Here is a 19,351-nt window from a genome sequence, read left to right as displayed (position 1 = left end):
CCTTCATGAGCGCACCTACCGGCGCAAACATGAAGGGGAATGTCCCATGAAACGACGGACCCTCGCGGGCGGCCTGGCCATCGCCGCGGCCGCCCTGATGACCGTTCTGCTACCCAGCACCCCGGCGCACGCGGCGATCTCCCACAAGTCGCCGTTCGACTGCGGCAAGACGTTCTACGCCAACAACTGGACCCCCGGCCACAGCCCGTCGGGCGCGATCGACTGGCAGAGCTACGGCACCGACGCGATCAACGGTGAGACCGTACGCGCGACCGCCGCAGGCACGGCGTACTTCAAGAACGCCGGAAGCACGAGCTACGGCCTGTGGGTGGAGATCATCCACAGTGACGGCACCAGCACCCGGTACGCCCACCTCTCCTCGATGGTGCAGTCGGCCGGGACGTCCAAGTCCGTCGGCCAGGGCACCAAGATCGGCAATGTCGGCTCGACCGGCAACTCGAGCGCGCCGCACCTGCACTACGAGCAGCGCACCTCGGGCGGGGCGGTCGACACCAGCCCGACCGTCGAGGGCGTCACCGTGTCACTCGGCCAGAAGAAGGCCATCAGCAGCACCAACGGCTGCGGAAGCTCGAACCCGTACACCGCCGAAGAGGTCTGCGGCAGTGGCTACGACGTCGTCGACTCCGCCGCCCTCGGCACGGTCGGCAAGGTCTTCCTCACCTACAACTCCAGCAACGGCTACAACTGCGTCGTCACGCTGAAGTACGTCAGCGTCGGCACTCCGAGCGCGGTCTCGGCCTTCCTCGAACCCGAGGGATCGACTCGCACGACGGACTCCGGCAGCTTCGGCTACTACGCCGGTCCGGTGAAGCGCAGTGCGCCCGGCGTATGTGTGAAGTGGGGCGGCTCCGTCGGCAGCACGAGCTACACCAGCGGTTTCGAGCACTGCGGCTGACGCGTCTCCGGCAGCTGAGCGCCGGGCGGGATCAGTCCCGCCCGGCCTACGCAGCGGGCCCGGCTTCCGCCGAAGGCCCGGCTTCCACCGACGGCGAAGGCGGCGCAGGTGGCGGCCAGCCGAGCAGGTCGAGCCGATGTACGCCGCCGTAGCTCACCGCGACGATCCCGTCCTCGTTCCAGGAAACCGCGAGAATCGCGTCGGCGAATCGGAACACGGCGATCGGCTGGCCTGACCGGATGTCCCACACTGCGACGAGTCCGTGAAGTCCGCCGGCGACGAGCAGGAGTCCGGTGGGGTCGAAGGCCAGCGCCTGAATCGGCTCGTCGAAGCCTTCGAGGTGGCCGGCCGCGTCGGTGCGGGTCGAGAAGAGCCAGACGTAGCCTGCGCCGTCGGCGGCGGCGATGAACTCCGTGACCGGAGCGACCGCGACGGCGTCGATCTGGGTGGGGTACGGCCCGTATTCCCCGATGGTCGAGTCGTCGAGCTCGACCGCCACGCCCTTGTCGTCCGTCGTGGCGAAGAAGACCGCGCGCCGACCGGGAAAGAAGGCGGCCGCCCGCACCTCCGGACGCTCGAACACCGTCTCCCGGGTTTCGCAGTCCCAGATGGCCAGCCGCTGGTCCTGCCCCACCACGGCTACGAGCCGATTGTCGTCGGAGAAGACCGCCCGCCCTCGTTCGGCCTGCTCGTCGAGCGAGACCGGCTCGTCCGAACCGGTCAGCCACAGCCCCTTCTTGCCGAATTCGGTGTGCACGGTCAGCGTCGCACCGTCGGAGATCGCCAGCGCCTCGGGCCGGCCGAGCTCGCGGGTCGACTCGCCCAAGTCATCGAGGTCATAGACAGTCACGGTGCGACCGGAGTGAGTGCCCAGCATCGCCGTACGCCCGTCGGGTGACACCGCCGCCGTCGCGACGGCGTGCACCGGCTCGGCATCCGGAGCCCGCACCGCGGCGGGGTCCCAGACGCGTACGGTGCCGTCCACACTGGAGCTGGCGAGCCAGTCCGGACCGACGACGACGTCGCCGACCCACCGGGAATGTCCCGGCAGGATTCCCCGCGGCCGACCCGTGTCGCGATCCCAGAACCGGAGGGTGCCGTCGTCAGCGGCCGAAACGAACCAGCTGTCGTCCGGGGCGAACTCGATTACGTAGATCGCTCCACTGTGGCCGGTGAAGGTCTGGAGCAGCTCCCCGGTGCTTGCGTCGTAGCTCTTCAGCCCGCCCTCCAGCGAGGCCCCGATGTAGAGCGTGCGACTGTCGGGCGAGGCAGCGACCGTCGACGCCCAGACGGTGATCCGCGCGCGTTCGCTGGTGGTCGCCACGTCCCAGATGCGTACCGTCTCGTCGCTGCCGATGCTGGCGAACCAGGTTCCGTCTGGAGCGACTGTGATCTGCGAGATGGCGCCGGAGTGCCCACGGAACAACGGCTGCTGCCACGTGAACGGTACGCCCGAGTGCCTGATCTCGCCGTTCATACCGCCGTAGACCAGCCGCCCGTCCGGCATGGTCGCCAGCGTGGTGACTCCCGACGCCCGTAGGAGGTTGGTGCCCTTCTCGTGGTCCCAGGCTCGTAGCAGCCCCTGGTGGTCCACGGTCGCCACCCAACGCCCGCGCGGGTCGACGACCATCTCCGAGATTCGTGCCTTGTGCCCGGTGTACTCCAAGGTCACCTGTCCGGTCGCGACGTCCCAGATTCGCGCCGGATTGTCGGCGTACGCGGCGGCGAGCCAGGTGCCATCGGGACCGATCCGGATCGGCGTCAAGAACCAGCTGTCGTACTTGAACGCACCACGCTCCAGCCCCGTCTCGGAGTCCCAGATGGACACGACCGCGCCTCGGGCGGCCGCCAACCACTTACCGTCCGGTGCGCTGCCCAACGCGTACACCATGGGGCCCGGACCGGCCAGCGCGAACCGCAGGCCGAACGGGGCGGGCGGGAACGGATCGCGCAGTCGCAGCCTCGGCCGGGAGTCCTCGCCCACCCGGAGGATCGCGGCCTGGCTCGCCCAGTCGGGGTCGCCCGCGAGAACCGCGATGAGAATGTCGGTGACGGACTCCGGCGGCTTGGTCGGCGCGAGAACGTGCGTGTTGTGCCCCCACACCTCGCGCATCCGGAGCGCACGCGGCGTGCCCGCCATGACGAGATCCGCCTGCGGCGCCTCCGGGCCGGACCGCAACAGACGCGCGGTCGCCCAGCGCAGATCGGTCGCCAGCCGCTCGGCCGCTTCGGGTCCCGACGCCCCACGCACGTGCTCGACCACGTGATCCCACAGGTAGCGGTGTTGCGTTTCGAGCCGCCACCAGGGGATTTCGCCGTCCAGCGCAGGCAGGTCGGCGGAGACGATCTCCAGGAGACGCTCGTGCAGGGCGGGCAGATCCACCGCGGGAATGGACTGGCGCAGATAATCGCGGAGCACGTCGTGCAGTCCCACCCGCCCACCGTCGTCGGGGGCCAGCGTGATCAGCCCGAGCCCGGACAGGCGGCGGCACAGTGCTCGGGTGTCCATTTCGGCCAGACCCGCGGTCGCCGCCCACAACCGTCCGATGAGGTCCAGCGGAATCGCCTCGTCCTCGGCGAAGATCGTCAATTCGCGCAGGCGCACCAGCTCGTCGGGTTCCAGCAACCCGGTGCTCGCGGTCACGGTCGCCTGCACCGCCTCCGCCCGCTGCCGCGAATCGGTCACGTCCAGGCCGCGTCCTCGGTCGCCGATCGCGTCGACTGCTGCGGGTCCGCGCGTCTCGATCCGCGCGAGGAGTTCCGACGCATACGCCGAAAGATCGCGTACGCCGGTCTGTTCGGCGCTGGCCAGGATGCGGTTGACCAGACTGAGGAGCAGCGCCCAACGGCCGGTCGCGTCGAGCAGGCCATCCGCGACCTGCGCCTCGATGGGGGCGGTCAGACCGGTGGTCAGCAGCCGCCGGGCCTGTCCGTCGGTCATCTGGTCGACCTTGACCGACAGTCCCCGCCCGACGAGGAGTTCCTGGTTACGCGTCGTCACGAGGCGTACGCAGTGCTTGGCGCCCAACAAGAACGGTTCGAGCTGACGCAGCCGCCACACGTCGTCGATCACCAGCAGTCGCGGTGGGCCCTGCGACAGAACGGCGGCCAGATGCCGACCGGCCTCGGCCGCATCGGTCGAGGCGGCGACCACGTCGGGCGGTCCGACCTGGACGATGACTTCGTTCACCTTCGCGGCGAGGTCGGCGTTGCCGACGACGTCGCGGCCCAACGTCACCCACGTGACGTTCCCGGCGAACCGCGTACGGATGCGTGGGTCGGCGCACACCATCCGGGCCAATGTCGTCTTCCCGAAGCCACCCGCCCCGTGTACGCCGGTGGTCAGACCGACGGTGGTCGCGACCTTCCCGCTGGGCGACGGGCCGACGACTCCCGCAACGATCGCCTCCAACTCGTCGGGGCGCTCGACGGTCGACTGAACATCCGGCTGGACCGCCAGGGCCTGCCGCCGGTCGTACGCTCGGCGCCAACGCTCCAGCTGGACGAAGGTTCCGGCGGCCAGCCCGATCGGGCCGAGATCGCTCACCCAGTCCAGCACCAGGCCGATGCCCCGGGCGGGGAACACCAGCCGCAGGAGATCCAGCCAGAACGGCAGCCACAGCAGAGCCGTCACACCGACCAGCAAGGTCGCCATGATCGGGAAGATTCGCTGGACCAGCCAGAGAGCCGCCGCTCGCATCATGCCCCGAGTGTGGAACTCCTTTGAGGACGGCGGTACGCCCGGACGCTCGGCTCAGGCCCCTGATGGGGGGACGGCGTACGGGGTCGCTCGGCGCTGTCCATGGGCCTGCGGGCGAAATCGCGCATCCGACACGGGACGGCACATCCCATGGGAGGGCCTAGGTCAGCCGTGTATTGACAAGTCTCTTTTCAGTGCGGCACGATGCCCGTGAGAGCGCTCTCACGCCCCGTCCCTACACTTCAGAGAGGCGCCTTCATGGCCACACAGGTTTCTCGCGCACGGGCCGGCGCGGCCGTCCTCGCGCTGGCCGCCGCGAGTCTCGTCGCGAGTTCGGCCGGTACCGCGACGGCTGCTCCCCCGGCGCCCGCCGGCTGGACCCAGCTGTTCGCCGACGACTTCGGCGGCGGCGCCAACACCGGCGTCAACACGGCGAACTGGCTCTATGACATCGGCACCGGCTACCCGGGCGGCGCGGCCAACTGGGGCACCGGCGAGATCGAGTACATGACGAACAGCACGCAGAACGTCTACCAGGACGGCGCGGGCCACCTCGTCATCAAGCCGATCCGCGACGGCGCGGGCAACTGGACCAGCGGCCGGATCGAGACCCAGCGTACCGACTTCGCCGCTCCGGCCGGTGGCAAGCTGCGCTTCGAGGCGTCGCTTCAGCAGCCCAACGTCAGTGGCGCGGCCGCGGCCGGGTACTGGCCCGCGTTCTGGTCCCTCGGCGCGGCCGCCCGCGGGACCGGCGCGACGGGCTGGCCGGGCATCGGCGAGATCGACCTCATGGAGGACATCAACGGCCGCAGCTCGGAGTTCGCGACCCTCCACTGTGGTGTCGCGCCGGGTGGCCCGTGCAACGAGTACACCGGCCTGGGCAGCGGCGAGCGGGCCTGCGGCGGCTGCCAGACCGGCTTCCACACGTACGCCATGGAGCTCGACCGCAGCGTGTCACCCGAACAGATCCGCTGGTATCTCGACGGGAACAACTTCTTCACCGTCTACTCGAACCAGGTCGACGCCACTACCTGGAACAACGCCACGCATCACGGATTCTTCATGATCCTCAACGTGGCGATCGGCGGTTCCTTCCCGGCCGCGTTCGGCGGTGGGCCGACGGCCGCCACCCAGTCGGGCGTGCCGATGATCGTCGACTACGTCGCGGCGTACGCGACGAGCACCGGTGGCGGTGGTTCGATTCCGGCGGCGTCGGGGACGGTCACGGGTCCGGGTGGCAAGTGTGTGGACGTGATCGGTGATGACAACGGTGGTGCGGGTACGGCGGTGGATCTGTGGGACTGCCAGGGGTCTGCGGTGGATCAGCATTGGCGGCACAACGCGGATTTGTCGTTGTCGACGTTGGGCCGGTGCTTGGACATCGTGGGCAACGGGACCGGGCAGGGTGTTCAGGTGCAGTTGTGGGATTGCAACGGTGTCGGCGGGCAGAAGTGGGTGCAGCAGGCGGACGGGTCGTTGCGTAATCCGCAGTCGGGCCGGTGTCTGGACTCGCCCAGTGGCTCGACGGCGAACGGGACCCGGTTGCAGATCTGGGATTGCAACGGCAGTGCGGCGCAGAAGTTCTCGGTCGACGGTGGTGGGCCGGTGGTGGGCCCGGGTGGCAAGTGTGTGGATGTGGCCGGGGATGACATCGGGGTGAACAACGCCGCGGTGCAGTTGTGGGATTGTCAGGCCGGTGCGGTGGATCAGCATTGGTATCGGCTGGCCAACGGTGGGGTACGCACGTTGGGCCGGTGTCTGGATGTGGTCGCCGGGGGCACGGGCAACGGTGTTCAGGTGCAGTTGTACGACTGCAACGGCACCGGGGCGCAGGTGTGGCAGCAGCAGGCGGACGGGTCGTTGCGTAATCCGCAATCGGGCCGGTGCCTGGACTCGCCCAGCGGTGCCACGGCGAACGGGACCCGGCTGCAGATCTGGGACTGCAACGGCTCCGCGGCCCAGAAGTTCGCCCTGTCCTGACAGCTGCACACCCTCACTGTGACGCTGCGCAGGTCTCCGCCACGCTGATACCTGCGCAGCGTCACAGTGGCGGATGATCACCCAGCCTTACCGTTAAGAATATAACCTATTTGGAAATATAAAGTTATCAGTTTCGTTCCTAGATTCCAGGAATGGTCAACAGATCAAAGCTGACAACTTGTCTGATCGCCACGGCGGCGGTAGTCGCCGCGATGGTGATCACGTCGACGGCTTCCGCCGGTTCGGGTGCGCCCGCCACCGTCCCGGTCGCCGCCGATCGGGGCATGGTCGAGGAGCTGGCCCGCACCCTGGGCGTCACTCCCGATCAGGCGCTCGCCCGGCTCGGCCGGCAGGCGGCGTTCGCGCGTACGGAAGAGCGCCTGCGTCACGACCTCGCCGATCGGTTCGGCGGCGCGTACCTCAACGAGGACGCCTCGGCGCTGACGGTCGGGGTGACGAACACCGCCGACAGCGCACGCGTTCGCGGGGCCGGCGCGGTCCCGGTCAAGGTCGACCGCAGCGAGGACCGGCTCCTCGCCGACACCGGGCGGCTCACCGGCCACGCGGCGTCCGCGCCTCGGCAGGTTCCCGGCTGGTACGCCGACGTGCGGTCGAACCGCGTCGTCGTCCTCTACCGCGACGGCGGTCTCGCCGCGGCCCGGGTCTGGGCGGCGACGAGCGGTGTGGCGGCGGACGGCGTACGGTTCGAGTCCAGTGTGGAGCAACCGCGCCCACTGATCGACGTCATCGGCGGCAACGCGTACTACATCGGCGCGGGCACCCGATGCTCGGTCGGATTCGCCGTCACCGGCGGCTTCGTGTCGGCCGGCCACTGCGGGACGACCGGCGCCACGACGACGCAGCCCAGCGGCACGTTCGCCGGATCGAGCTTCCCCGGCAACGACTACTCCTTCGTGCGTACCGCAGCGGGAAACACCTCCCGGGCGCTGGTCAACCGGTACCCCGGCACCGTGCCGGTAGCCGGATCGCAGGCGGCCGGGGTCGGCGCGACGGTCTGCCGGTCGGGGTCCACGACCGGCTGGCACTGCGGCACCATCAACGCCCTCAACGCCTCCGTGACCTACTCCCAGGGCACGGTGTCCGGCCTGATCCGCACCAACGTCTGCGCCGAACCCGGCGACTCCGGCGGCTCGCTCATCGCCGGTGACCAGGCACAGGGCGTCACCTCCGGCGGTTCGGGCGACTGCACCTCCGGCGGCACCACCTACTTCCAGCCGGTCAACGAGATCCTGCAGGCGTACGGGCTCACGCTGACGGTCAGCGGCACGACTCCCCCGACGACGTCGCCGACCACCGGCCCCACCAGCGGCCCGCCCCAGGGCTGCGGCGGCCTGCCCGCCTGGAGCTCCAGCACGGCGTACGCCCCCGGCGACGACGTCTCCTACAACGGCCACCGCTGGGAGTCCACCTGGTGGTCCACCGGCGCCGAACCGGGCGCGCCCGGCTCCTGGGCCGCCTGGGCCGACCGCGGCTCCTGCTGAAAAACACAGACCTCACGGTTTCCTCCCCTGCCGGCCTGGGCGTCCACCAGCGCCCAGGCCGGCGCCTTCCCTCCCCACCCTGGAGAACCCTCCAGAACCCCCGAGAAGGAGAACAACCCCGTGAAGCCCATCCGACTTCGGATCACCATCGCGGCCAGCGCCGCGGTGGCGGGTCTGGCCTTGGTGATGCCGGGCGTCTCGCTCGCCAGCGCCAGACCGGACGCCCCACCCGCTCCGGCGGCCAATCCGGCCGCGCTGGCCGCAGCCGCCGCCGACCGGATCGCCGACGGCGGCGTCGACGCGCTGGCGAAAGGCCCCAACGAAGCATTCGTACGCCGAGACGTCGTCGCCGGTTCCGGCGGCTTCCAGTACGTCGCGTACGAACGCACCTTCCGCGGTCTGCCGGTGCTCGGCGGCGACGCCGTCGTCGTGACCGACAAAGCCGGCACCGTGCGGGACACCGTTTCGGCGCTCGGCCGGGGCGTACGCCTCACGTCGGTCACGCCGAAGGTTTCGGCGGCCAAGGCTGCTTCGGTCGCCCGCAAGCAGCTCAGCCGGATCGAGCGGGCCGGCGCGCCTCAGCTGGTCGTCTTCGCCACCCCCGGTGGTGACAAGCTCGCCTACGAGGTCGTGCTGGAAGGCGTACGCGCCAACGCGCCGAGCCGTCTGCACGTCGTGGTGGACGCCGCCGACGCGCACGTCCTCGACCTGCGCGACGACGTCCGTGAAGGCTCCGGCAACGGCTACTACAACGGCCAGGTGACCCTGGGCACGAGCGGCTCCGGCGGCTCCTACTCGATGACCGACAACACCCGGCCGGGTCTCCAGTGCGGTGGCCAGAGCGGTGGTGCGTACACGGGCACCGACGACTCCTGGGGCAACGGAAGCGGGACGAACCTGGAGACCGCCTGCGTCGACGCGTTGTACGCCGTGCAGCGCGAATGGGACATGCTCGGCGCTTGGCTCGGCCGCAGCGGCATCAACGGCAGCGGCGGCGGTTACCCCGCCCGCGTCGGGCTGAACGACGTCAACGCGTTCTGGAACGGCAGCTACACCAGCTTCGGCCACAACCAGGCGAACACCGGACAGGCGACCTCGATCGACGTCGTGGCGCACGAGTTCGGCCACGCCATCTTCCAGACCACCCCGGGCGGCGCCGGTTCCGGCAACGAGAACGGCGGCATCAACGAGTCCACCGGGGACATCTTCGGCGCGCTGACCGAGGCATACGCCAACAACCCGAACGACCCGCCGGACTTCCTCGTCGGCGAAGAGGTCAACCTCGTCGGCCAGGGCCCGATCCGCAACATGTACAACCCGCAGGCACTCGGCGACCCGAACTGCTACTCGTCGGCGATCCCGAACACCGAGGTCCACTCGGCGGCCGGGCCGAACAACCACTGGTTCTACCTGACCGCGATCGGCTCGGCCGGAAGCGGCGGCAACCCGTCGAGCCCGACCTGCAACGGCGGAAGCGTCACCGGCATCGGCATCCAGAAGGCCGGCCAGATCTACATGGGCGCGCTGAACCTGAAGACGTCGAGCTGGCGCTACGTCAACGTGCGTACCGCCACGCTGCGCGCGGCGGTCAACCTGTTCGGCGCGTCCTCTCAGGAATGCCGCACGGTCAAGGCGGCCTGGGACGCGGTCAGCGTGCCGGCCCAGTCCGGTGAGGCGCAGTGCACGGTCGCGCCGGGCAACGACTTCTCGGTGTCCGTCAGCCCGACCGGCGGCACCGTCCAGCGGGGTTCGAGCGTCACGACGACCGTCGCGACCGCCACCACCTCGGGAAACGCCCAGACCGTGACGCTGTCGGCGAGCGGCCTGCCGTCCGGTGTGACCGCGACGTTCAGCCCGGCGACCGTCACCTCCGGCGGTTCGAGCACGCTCACCTTGACGGCGAACGCGTCGGCGGCGACCGGATCGGCGACGGTCACGGTCACCGGCAGTGCGGCGAGCGGTACGCACACCGCCTCGTACGCCCTGACGGTGACGACTCAGCCGACCGGCGACGACTTCTCGGTCAGCCTGTCGCCGACGTCGGCCACCGTGGCACCGGGCGAGTCCACCAGCCCGAAGATCTCGACGACCACCACGTCGGGCAGCGCTCAGTCGATCTCGCTGACCGTGTCCGGCGCGCCGACCGGGGTGACCGCCTCGGTCAGCCCCAGCACGGTGACCTCGGGTAACAGCTCCACGTTGACGGTCTCGGTCGCGACCGGGACGACGGCGGGCACCTACAACCTGACCGTGACCGGCACCGGGACGTCGGCGACGCACACCGCGACCTTCACGTTGACGGTCAGCGGTGGTGGGGGCGGCGGCTGTGGCGGCCTGCCCGCGTGGAGCGCCACCACGCCGTACGCACCGGACGACCTCGTGTCCTACAACGGCCACCGGTGGAAGTCGACCTGGTGGTCGACCGGCGCCGAGCCGGGCGCGCCCGGGTCCTGGGCGGTCTGGTCCGACCAGGGTTCCTGCTGAAACACCCGGGGACGGTGGCCATCAGCCGCCGTCCCCGGTCCGTCCAGAGAGGAGTCGCCATGAGCGACCGAGAAGAAGAGAAGCGGGCCAACGGTGTGTCCCGCAAGACCATCCTCCGCGCGGCGATGATCGTGCCCGCCGTGCCACTGCTGGCCAGTGTGCCTGCTCTTGCCCGTACGCCGTCCGGCCAGCCGTTGGCGGCGACGCCCGAGAACTGCGACGCCGACGACCTGACGCCGCCGCAGACCGAGGGCCCGTACTTCAAGCCGGGTTCGCCGCTGCGTACGTCGATCGCCGACGGACCGGGGACGGCGTTGACGGTGACCGGCTACGTCGTCGGGCTGTCCTGCCAGCCCATTGCCGGGGCGCTGCTGGACTTCTGGCAGTGCGACAACGGCGGCAACTACGACAACGTCGGCACCCGCTTCCGGGGTCATCAGCTCACCGACACGCAGGGCAAGTACTTCCTGACCAGCATCGTGCCGGGGCTGTACCCCGGGCGTACGCGGCACATCCACGTGAAGGTGCAGGCTCCGGGCAAGCCGATCCTGACCACTCAGCTGTACTTCCCGAACGAGCCCCGCAACTCGACCGACACCATCTTCGATCCGGCCCTGCTGATGAACGTGCAGATCGTCGGCTCGGGCCGGCAGGCCACCTTCGACTTCGTCCTCAACATCCAGGGCACGCCGCCGTCGCCGTCGCCCACTCCGACGAAGACCACCAGTCCCAGCCCGACTCCGCCATCGGGCGGCACGTGGGCGCCTTATGTGGCGTACGCCCTCGGCGCGCAGGTCACCTATGCCGGGTTGAGCTACGTCTGCCAGATCGCGCACACCTCGCTGCCGGGCTGGGAGCCGCCGAACACGCCCGCACTGTGGCGGCGAGTCTGACGATCTGACCTGGGGAGGCGGACCGCGAGAAGAACGGAGCCGTCGGCGTCGGCCTGGCGACGTCGGCGGCTCCCTTCGCGTCCGTCCACCCACGACCGATTCGTCCACACGCGACCTGCCGGATATCGTGAGGGGCCATGGGCATGACCGACCTCGGGATCGATCCCGCCTCCGCCAATTCCGCCGCCCAGTTCGTCGACCTGCTCCGCCGCGTACGCGTCGCCTCCGAGCTCAGCTATCGGCAGATCGCCCAACGGGCCCGGGCGCAGGGCGTCGCGCTGCCGATCAGCACGCTGGCGACCGCCCTCAACCGGGACACCATGCCGCGCCAGGAGGTCGTGACGGCGATGCTGCTGGCCTGCGGATGCAGCCGGGAGGAGCTCGCGGTCTGGCTCGCCGCCCGCCGCCGGATCGTCACCAGCACGCCGTCCACTGCGGACGAGACGGAGTCGCCGGAGACTTCCCCGGACACGCCGGACGCCCCGGTCGCTGGTCGCTGGAACCGCCTGCCACTCAATCGCGTATCCATATGGGCGCTTGTGGCGGCGATCGTAGTCGCCGGCGCGGGCGTGACCTGGTGGGCCACGGACCGGGCGCCGGAGAAGCCCGCCGCCGTGCCCACCGACTCCAACGCGACCGTCCGGGTACGCCCCCTGACCGGCCCCGGCTGCCTGAGCGAACACACCGGGAGTACCGGATATCTGTTCATCGAGCCGTGCGAGCAGGCGTTCCCGACCTTGAAAGTCGAGTCCGTGGCCGGGGGCGCGGTCCGATTCCGCACCTCCCACCCGGAGTTCGGGGAGGGCTGCATGGGCGTGGATCCGGTCGCGGACGACGACCGGCCGTCGGACGGCTACTGCACGGACGTCAAGCATCAGCTCTTCACGCTGAGCGAGGCGGGCGGCGGGCATCTGCTCCGCAATGTCGAACTCGGACAGTGCCTCGCGGTACGCCCCGAGGCCGGAGCCCGCGCCGTCGTCTTCGCGGCCTGCTCGGCCGACGACCCCGCGCAGCTGTTCGCAGTCGATCGCATCTGATCGCGCACACCCCAGTTCACCTGCCCGAACGCGGACCTCGAACGCTTTCGAACGATGCCGAACGCGTTCGGCGTTGACCTCGATCAACTGCCGCGGCTAACAATCGACCCCGGGGACCGCCGGCCGGCGAGCCCCACGATCGGGGGTGCACACACGATGACGATTTTGCTGACCGGGGGCAGCGGGGCCGTGGGCGCGGCCGTGCTGGGGACGGTGCCGGTTGGGCGGCCGGCGCAGCGGATCGTCGCATTGGTGCATCGCGGTGGTGTCGCCGCGGCAGCCGTCGCCGGCGACATCACCGCACCCCGCCTGGGCCTCGCCCCCGACCAGTACGCGCAGCTCACCCGCGAAGTCGGCACGGTCGTGCACTGCGCCGGGGCGACCGAGTTCACCGCGTCCGCCGAGGTGCTCCGCGCGCTCAACGTGGACGGCACCCGGCACGTCCTGGAGTTCGCCGCCGATGCCGGAGCCCGGGTCGTGTTCGCCTCGACGGCGTTCGTCGTACGCCGGGACACCGCCGCCCCACTTGCGCAGGCGTATCTGGAGACGAAACTCGCCGCCGAAGAGCTCGTCCGCACCGCCGGACTTCCGGCCGCGATCGCCCGGATCGGTGTGGTCATGGGCGACGCCCGCACCGGCCGGATGAGCCGATTTCAGGGCCTCCACTCCACAGTGGATGCTGTTCTGCGCAACCTCCTGCCCGTGCTGCCGTTCGCGCAGGACGCCGTCATCGACGCCCTGCCCCGCGACGTCGTCGCCGACGAACTGCTCGGCCTGGCGTTTCGCACCGGCGACGGGGTCACCGACCACTGGCTCACCGCCGGACCGGCCGCGCTCACGATCGGGCGCATGGTCGAGCTGGTCGCCGAGCTCGCACCCCACCTCGGCCGCACCGTGCACCCACCGCGGTTCGTCCGCCCGGCGCTGGTCGACCGGGTCGTACGTCCGGCGTACATCGATCCGCTGCCCGCACCGCAGCGTCGCAAGTTCGCCAACCTGATGGCACTCGCATCGCTGTTCGACAACGTGCCCCCGTTCCCGACCACGCTGGCCGATCCGCCGCCGACCCGGCGGCTCGAGGAGGCGTTCGTAGCCACCGTCGACTACCTCGCCGCCAGCCGTGGGCTGCTGGCAGCCTGACCCTCTTTTGAGCCGGCTTTCTTGGTGCTGGATCAGGGTTCCGGGCCGAATCTTGACCGGAATACGACCCAGATCCGTGATCCAGCGCGAGACCGCCCGAAACGCCAGCGCGAGACCGCCCGACCGCAGCGCCCCGAAACACGCAGTTTGGAGTTGCCGATGACCACCGAAGCACCCCTGTCCTACGCTCAGCAGCTGCTCGCCGCGTTCGCCGTGCACGACGGCGGCAGCGTCTTCGGCGGCGGGTTCGTCAACTGGTGCGCGCACGAGCTGACCGGGCCGGTCGCGCCGGACCTCCTCCAGGAGGCGCTGGACGAGCTGGTCGTGCGGCACAGCGGACTGCGTACGCTGGTCGTGCGGGACGAGGGCTTCCCGTTCCAGCGAGTCGCCGAACCCGCGCCGGTGCCATTGCGCATTCACGACGCCACTGCGTCCACGGTCGACGAACGGCTGCGCATCACCGCCGAGATCACGGCCGAGGCGCTGACCCGGCCGCTGCCGCCGGACCGGGTTCCGCTGATGGCCGCCGACCTCGTCCGGTTCGGCCCGGACGTGTCGAGCCTCATCCTGCTCATCCACCGGACGGTCGCCGACGGCTGGACCATGCAGGTCGCGATCCGTGACGTCGTCGCGGCGTACGAACGTCGGCGGCGGGGGACGTCGGCCTCGGTCGCCCCCGTTCCGCAGTACGCCGATCACGCCACCGCCGAGGCTGCGCCCGAACGGGAGAAGCGCATCCAGGAGGCGCTGCCGTATTGGCGCGAACAGCTTTCCGGCGTACGCCGAGTGGGCATCCCGGCCGACCGCCCGCGCCCGCTTTCCCCGAAAGCAGCCGTCGGGGAGAAGGCGCTGCACACGTTCGAGCTGCCGGATGGGGTCGTGGCGGGCCTGCGTTCGCGGGCGAGAACGCTGCGGACCACCGAGTTCACTCTCCTGCTGACCGCGTACGCCGTCGCCCTAGCCGGCCACGCCGAGCACGCCGAGCACGCCGGGCCCGCGGGTCAGACCCGCATCGCCGTCCCGGTGCTGTCGGCCGGGCGAGGTGCGGGCGACTGGGACGGCATCGGCTTCTACCTCAACGGCCACGTGTTGCGGCTGGACTTGTCCGGCACGATGACGGTGGCCGAAGCGGCGGCGCACGTCCACCACGTGAACACCGAAGCGCTGCGCCACGACGTGCCGCTCATCCGGATTCTGGAGGAGCTGCCGGAGCTGGCCGAGGCGGCGTTCGAAGCGCGCGACGTCGTGCCCGCGCCGATGCAGCTGTGCCGGCCCATCCCCCGGTCCGAGGATCCGGACGCCACCGTCCACTATCGACGACTGGGGTTACCGCCGGCGGTGGTGCGGGAGACGCCGGTGATGCCGGTGGACTTCCTCTGGGTCATGGAGCCGTACGCCTCGTTCGTCGTCCGGGTGACCTACGACCCCGCGATGTTCGAGGTCGCCACGGTGGAGCGGATTGCGGCCCGGTTCCGCGCGACCGCCGACCGGCTCGTCACTGCGCCCGACACACTCCTCGCGGACCTACTGATGGACGAGATGGGGGTACGCCGATGAACCGCCAGGCGCTGGACCTGAGCACGGAGTATGTCGCTCCTCGGGATCCGGTCGAACAACAGCTCGCCGAGTTGTGGACCGCCCGGCTGGAGGTGGCGCCGATCGGCGTACACGACGACTTCTTCGAGCTGGGCGGCGACTCGCTGCTCGCGGCCGAGCTGCAACTGGCGATCGACCAGCTGTTCGGGGTCGAGGTTCCCACCTGGACGCTGTTCCTCACGCCGACCGTCGCCGAACTCGCCGCCACCATCGTCGCCGAGCTGGCGTCGGCGTGAACGACCTCCTCGACCTCGCCGACCCCGACCTGTACGCGTCAGGCCGGGCGCACGCGGTGTTCCACGACTTGCGCGAGACCGACCCGGTGCATTGGCAGCCGCCGACGCCCGACCGGCCCGGGTTCTGGTCGGTTACCAAGTACGCCGACGTCAACCGGGTGCTCTCGGACTACGAGACGTTCACCAGCGAGCGCGGTACGCTCCTCAACCTCCTGGGAAGGCCCGATCCCGCCGCCGGGCGGCAGCTGGCCGCGACCGATCCGCCGAGGCACGACCACATGCGGGCACCGGTGCAGCAGGCGCTGAATGCGCGGGCGGTCGACCTGCACATGTCCGCAGTGGACGAAGCGGTGAACGCCGTCCTCGAACCCGTGCGACGCTCGGCCGGATCGGTCGTCGACCTGGCCGCAGTGTTCCGTGAGTTGCCGCTCGCCGCCGTCGGCCCGCTGCTCGGCGTACCGGAGTCGGACCGGGCCCGGCTGACGCAGTTCGCCGAGATGTGTGCCGCCGAGGACGATCCCGACGTCCGACTGCCCGACGGGGTGACCGCCACGTTGCGGCGAGGCCATCGGGAGCTGTTCGCGTACTTCGCCGATCTGGTTCGCCAACGTATGCGGCAACCCGGGGACGACCTGGTGAGCGTACTAGTGACGATGCGGTTCGAAGGTGCTCCGCTGCCCGCCGGCGCGATCGTCGCGAACGCGTACAGTCTGCTGCTCGGAGCGACGGTGACGCTGCCCGGCGTGCCCGGTGCGGTGCTGGCCCACCTCGCGGCGACCGGCTCGTACCGGGCCTGGGCGCAGCGGCCCGACCTGCTCGACAGCGGAGTGGAGGAGGCGTTGCGATTCGCCACTCCCGGCATGCATTTCGTGCGGCACACGCGCCGTCCGGTGCGGCTGGGCCGGCAGGAGATCGACGCGGGCCAGCCGGTCGTGGCCTGGCTGAGCGCCGCCAACCGCGATCCGGCGGTGTTCGACGCGCCGGACCGGTTCCATCCTGGTCGGCGGCCCAATCGGCATCTCGCTTTCGGCAGTGGACGGCATTACTGCATCGGCTCGCACATAGCGCGCCGCACATTGCGGCTGCTGTTCGGCCGACTGCTCGCCGAGGTGTCCGACCTCGAACTGGCCGGGCCGCCGGTTCGGGTCCGCTCGGCGTTCCTCTCCGGACTGAAGCACCTTCCGATGGTGGTCGTCGCATGAACCCGCTCACCTACGCCCAGGACCTCCTCGATCTGCTGGAACGGCACGCTCCGGGCCGGACCACCGGCGACCGGTTCGTCGTCGAGCAGTCCTTCCAGGTCGCGGGTGCGATCGACGAGGAGTTGCTGCGGGCCGCGCTCGGCGACGTCGTGGCCCGGCACGAGGCGTTGCGCAGCCTCCGGGAGCCCGGCGGCAGCCGGGTCCAGCCGCCCGAGCCCGTGCGCTTCGACGGCTACGCCGATCCCTTCCCGGCCACCGAGCTGCCCACGCTGCGCGCTCGGTTGCGCGACGACCGGCTCGATCTCGCCGCGCACCACAGCGCCGCCGATCCGTGGTCGGTCGCGGTGATCGCCCGGGACATCGCCACGGCATACCACGCTCGGCTTCGGGGGGACCGGCTCTCCACCAAAATCATGCAGTACGCAGACATCGCGAACGACGATCGTTCGCCGCAATGGCAAGAGCGCATCGCGGAAGTGCTCCCGCGATGGCGTACGCGGCTGGCCGGGCTCGACGAGGTCGAGCGCCCGGGGTGCGATCCGGTCAGCGGCAGGTACGCCGAAACCCCGTTCCGCCTCGGCGACGACCTCTGGCAGGCGGTGGTCGGCAGCGCCCGGCGAGCGCGCAGCACCCCGTTCACCGTGCTGCTTTCGGCGTATGCCGCGATGCTGTATCCGGCCGGGCATTTCGCCGAGGCGCTGCTGCCGGTCGTCACCCCGGGCCGGATCCCGTCCGAGTGGGACACCGTCGGCTTCCTCCTCAACGTGCTGACGATGCGGGTGTCGATCCCCACCGCGGCCGACCCCGCCGAGCTGCTCCGGCGGGTGGACGCGGCCTGCCGTCAGGCGTACGCGGACGACATCCCGCTCGTGCCGGTGCTGGGCGAGGTTCCCGGACTGCTCGACGTGCTGGCCGGTACGCGAGCCGCCCCGGCCTTCCGGCTCGTCGCCCGGCCGTCGATGACCCCGCCGGTCGTCCAGCCACAATGGACTGCTGTGCCGGCCGGGCCTGAGACGCCGCCGTCGGTGGTTCTGGGCTGTCCGATGCTGTTCACCGTCCATCCCGGTGGCGCCGGAATCGTCACCTACGACACCGGTGCGTACACCGCCGACACGATCGACGAGCTGATCTCGGCGTACCTGCGGCAGTTGCCGCTCTTCGCGGGAGTCCGCTGATGTGGCCCGAGCACATCCTCGACCTCGTCGAGCCACACCTGCCCGGCCCCACGGTGGCGGTGACCGATCGCGGCGGGCAGCTGACCTACACCGAGCTGAACGATCTGAGCGCCCGTGCCGCGCATGCCTTGGTGGCAAACGGGGTGACAGCAGGCGATCCCGTGCTAGTCCACACTCGACTGTCGCGCTGGGCGATCGTGGCCATGCTGGGCGCATTGCGAGCCGGAGCTCGCTACGTTCCGGTCGACGCCGCCTTTCCACCCGCCCGGCAACGGCAGTACGCCGACGCCGCCGGTGCTCGCGTCGTGCTCACCGAACCGGGACTGCCCTCGTTGCGGCCGGACCTGCTTTCGATCGACCTGACCGCGCTGCCCTCGCTTTATGAAGGACGGACGACACGCCGCGGCCGGCTCGCCTACACCTGTTTCACCAGCGGTTCCACTGGTACGCCGAAGCCGGTGACCATCTCGTCGGCGGCATTGGCGTACTCGACGGCCGCTCGGCTGGCCTACTATCGCGAGCCGGTCGGCGGTTTCCTGTTGTGTTCGTCGATCTCGTTCGACAGCTCAGTGGCGGGGATCTACTGGACGCTCGCCTGCGGCGGCACCGTCCACATCCCGAGCGATCGGCCCGGCGACCTCGTCGCCCTCGGCCGCGCCGCGCGGGCGTACCACCCGACGCATCTGCTGCTCGTGCCGTCCCTGTACGCCGTCGCCCTACGTGGCGGACTCGAGTTGTCGAGCTTGCGTGCCGCGATCGTGGCGGGCGAAGCCTGCCCGCCCGGTCTGGTCGGCGACCACTTCGCACGACTGCCCGGCACCCGGATGTTCAACGAGTACGGCCCGACGGAGTGCACCGTCTGGTGCACCGTCCACGAATGCGAGCCCGGCGACGCGACGCAGCGCTCGGTGCCGATCGGCCACCCCATCCCCGGTACGCACATCGCCCTCGTCAACGGCGTGCTCCACGTCAGCAGCCCGGGCCTGGCCGAGCCGAATACCGTGGAACTGACCACACTGGACGGTGAGCCCTATTACCGCACCGGCGATCTGGTGGCCCGGCGGCCCGACGGCGCACTGCTGTACCACGGTCGCGGCGACGACCAGCTGAAACTCGGCGGGATGCGGATCGAGCGAGCCGAGGTCGAGCACGCGCTGGCCAGTGCGCCCGGCATCGCGTACGCCGCCGTGGGGGTCGCAAACGGCCGCCTGGTGGCGTTCCTGATCGCCGCATCGCTCGACCGCCCCGGCGTACGCCGTCACCTCTTGGCCGCGTTGCCCGCCGCAGCTCTGCCGACTCAGCTGATCCAGGTCGACGAGCTGCCGACGCTGCCGAACGGCAAGATCGACCACCGGGAGCTGGACCGGCGGGCCAGGCACATGAAGGTCGCAGGAACGGTACACACTCCTTCCTAATCGACCAAGCCGGAAAATCGCAGTTCGACGTCGCCCGGTCCGAGGTGCACATCGACACCTACCGACATTGCCACC

13 protein-coding genes are annotated in these 19,351 nt (G+C 70.2%); 12 read left to right on the top strand and 1 reads right to left on the bottom strand.

The features are described from left to right. Positions 1-46: 46 nt before the first annotated feature. Positions 47-916, top strand: a complete 870-nt coding sequence (locus HOV77_RS15400; RefSeq protein ID WP_290862764.1) for a M23 family metallopeptidase — start codon at positions 47-49, stop codon at positions 914-916. Positions 917-962: 46 nt separating this feature from the next. Here the strand turns inward: HOV77_RS15400 and HOV77_RS15395 are convergent, their stop codons facing one another. Then, entirely contained in the window at positions 963-4,619 is a 3,657-nt protein-coding gene (locus tag HOV77_RS15395; protein ID WP_290862762.1) for an NB-ARC domain-containing protein, read from the bottom strand. 255 nt (positions 4,620-4,874) lie between these two features. Between HOV77_RS15395 and HOV77_RS15390 the strand changes: the two genes are divergently transcribed. From HOV77_RS15390 to HOV77_RS15340, 11 genes are all read left to right on the top strand, one after another. Next, positions 4,875-6,596: a ricin-type beta-trefoil lectin domain protein gene (locus tag HOV77_RS15390; protein ID WP_290862760.1), complete on the top strand. Its 1,722-nt coding sequence runs from the start codon at positions 4,875-4,877 to the stop codon at positions 6,594-6,596. 152 nt (positions 6,597-6,748) lie between these two features. Continuing rightward, positions 6,749-8,098, top strand: coding sequence for an alpha-lytic protease prodomain-containing protein (locus HOV77_RS15385; protein ID WP_290862758.1), 1,350 nt, complete (start codon positions 6,749-6,751; stop codon positions 8,096-8,098). Positions 8,099-8,218: 120 nt separating this feature from the next. Beyond that, positions 8,219-10,582 (top strand): M4 family metallopeptidase, encoded by a 2,364-nt coding sequence (locus HOV77_RS15380; RefSeq protein WP_290862756.1) that lies wholly within the window; start codon positions 8,219-8,221, stop codon positions 10,580-10,582. A 59-nt stretch (positions 10,583-10,641) separates the two neighbouring features. Beyond that, positions 10,642-11,475, top strand: a complete 834-nt coding sequence (locus HOV77_RS15375; protein WP_290862754.1) for a carbohydrate-binding protein — start codon at positions 10,642-10,644, stop codon at positions 11,473-11,475. A gap of 137 nt (positions 11,476-11,612) precedes the next feature. Further along, entirely contained in the window at positions 11,613-12,512 is a 900-nt protein-coding gene (locus HOV77_RS15370; RefSeq protein WP_290862752.1) for a helix-turn-helix domain-containing protein, read from the top strand. A gap of 156 nt (positions 12,513-12,668) precedes the next feature. Then, the gene (locus tag HOV77_RS15365; protein ID WP_290862750.1) at positions 12,669-13,652 is read left to right on the top strand and encodes an SDR family oxidoreductase; all 984 of its coding nucleotides are present in this window, start codon (positions 12,669-12,671) and stop codon (positions 13,650-13,652) included. Positions 13,653-13,811: 159 nt separating this feature from the next. Further along, positions 13,812-15,209, top strand: a complete 1,398-nt coding sequence (locus HOV77_RS15360; RefSeq protein WP_290862748.1) for a condensation domain-containing protein — start codon at positions 13,812-13,814, stop codon at positions 15,207-15,209. After that, the gene (locus HOV77_RS15355) at positions 15,206-15,484 is read left to right on the top strand and encodes a phosphopantetheine-binding protein (protein ID WP_290862746.1); all 279 of its coding nucleotides are present in this window, start codon (positions 15,206-15,208) and stop codon (positions 15,482-15,484) included. Before HOV77_RS15360 ends, HOV77_RS15355 begins: the two co-directional genes overlap by 4 nt. Beyond that, complete coding sequence (locus HOV77_RS15350; RefSeq protein WP_290862744.1) at positions 15,481-16,686, top strand: cytochrome P450; 1,206 nt, start codon at positions 15,481-15,483, stop codon at positions 16,684-16,686. Before HOV77_RS15355 ends, HOV77_RS15350 begins: the two co-directional genes overlap by 4 nt. Next, on the top strand, positions 16,683-17,861 hold the full coding sequence (locus HOV77_RS15345; RefSeq protein WP_290862742.1) for a condensation domain-containing protein: 1,179 nt from the start codon (positions 16,683-16,685) through the stop codon (positions 17,859-17,861). The genes HOV77_RS15350 and HOV77_RS15345 overlap by 4 nt, the downstream gene beginning before the upstream one ends. Continuing rightward, positions 17,861-19,276 carry an amino acid adenylation domain-containing protein gene (locus HOV77_RS15340; RefSeq protein ID WP_290862741.1) on the top strand — a complete coding sequence of 472 codons (1,416 nt, stop codon included), beginning with the start codon at positions 17,861-17,863 and terminating at the stop codon, positions 19,274-19,276. Before HOV77_RS15345 ends, HOV77_RS15340 begins: the two co-directional genes overlap by 1 nt. Positions 19,277-19,351 lie beyond the last annotated feature (75 nt).

It is taken from the genome of Hamadaea sp. (genome assembly GCF_013362815.1).
In the GTDB taxonomy this organism is placed as follows: domain Bacteria; phylum Actinomycetota; class Actinomycetes; order Mycobacteriales; family Micromonosporaceae; genus Hamadaea.
The sequence above is the reverse complement of the archived record's forward strand: the minus strand, read 5'-3'. Positions and strand labels throughout refer to the sequence as shown.

Excerpts from the sequence above, each read along its gene's own strand:
- HOV77_RS15360 (WP_290862748.1), top strand. The coding sequence starts at position 13,812 with ATGACCACCGAAGCACCCCTGTCCTACGCTCAGCAGCTGCTCGCCGCG.
- HOV77_RS15400 (WP_290862764.1), top strand. The coding sequence starts at position 47 with ATGAAACGACGGACCCTCGCGGGCGGCCTGGCCATCGCCGCGGCCGCC.
- HOV77_RS15365 (WP_290862750.1), top strand. The coding sequence starts at position 12,669 with ATGACGATTTTGCTGACCGGGGGCAGCGGGGCCGTGGGCGCGGCCGTG.
- HOV77_RS15375 (WP_290862754.1), top strand. The coding sequence starts at position 10,642 with ATGAGCGACCGAGAAGAAGAGAAGCGGGCCAACGGTGTGTCCCGCAAG.
- HOV77_RS15395 (WP_290862762.1), bottom strand. The coding sequence starts at position 4,619 with ATGATGCGAGCGGCGGCTCTCTGGCTGGTCCAGCGAATCTTCCCGATC.
- HOV77_RS15355 (WP_290862746.1), top strand. The coding sequence starts at position 15,206 with ATGAACCGCCAGGCGCTGGACCTGAGCACGGAGTATGTCGCTCCTCGG.
- HOV77_RS15385 (WP_290862758.1), top strand. The coding sequence starts at position 6,749 with ATGGTCAACAGATCAAAGCTGACAACTTGTCTGATCGCCACGGCGGCG.
- HOV77_RS15345 (WP_290862742.1), top strand. The coding sequence starts at position 16,683 with ATGAACCCGCTCACCTACGCCCAGGACCTCCTCGATCTGCTGGAACGG.
- HOV77_RS15390 (WP_290862760.1), top strand. The coding sequence starts at position 4,875 with ATGGCCACACAGGTTTCTCGCGCACGGGCCGGCGCGGCCGTCCTCGCG.
- HOV77_RS15340 (WP_290862741.1), top strand. The coding sequence starts at position 17,861 with ATGTGGCCCGAGCACATCCTCGACCTCGTCGAGCCACACCTGCCCGGC.
- HOV77_RS15370 (WP_290862752.1), top strand. The coding sequence starts at position 11,613 with ATGGGCATGACCGACCTCGGGATCGATCCCGCCTCCGCCAATTCCGCC.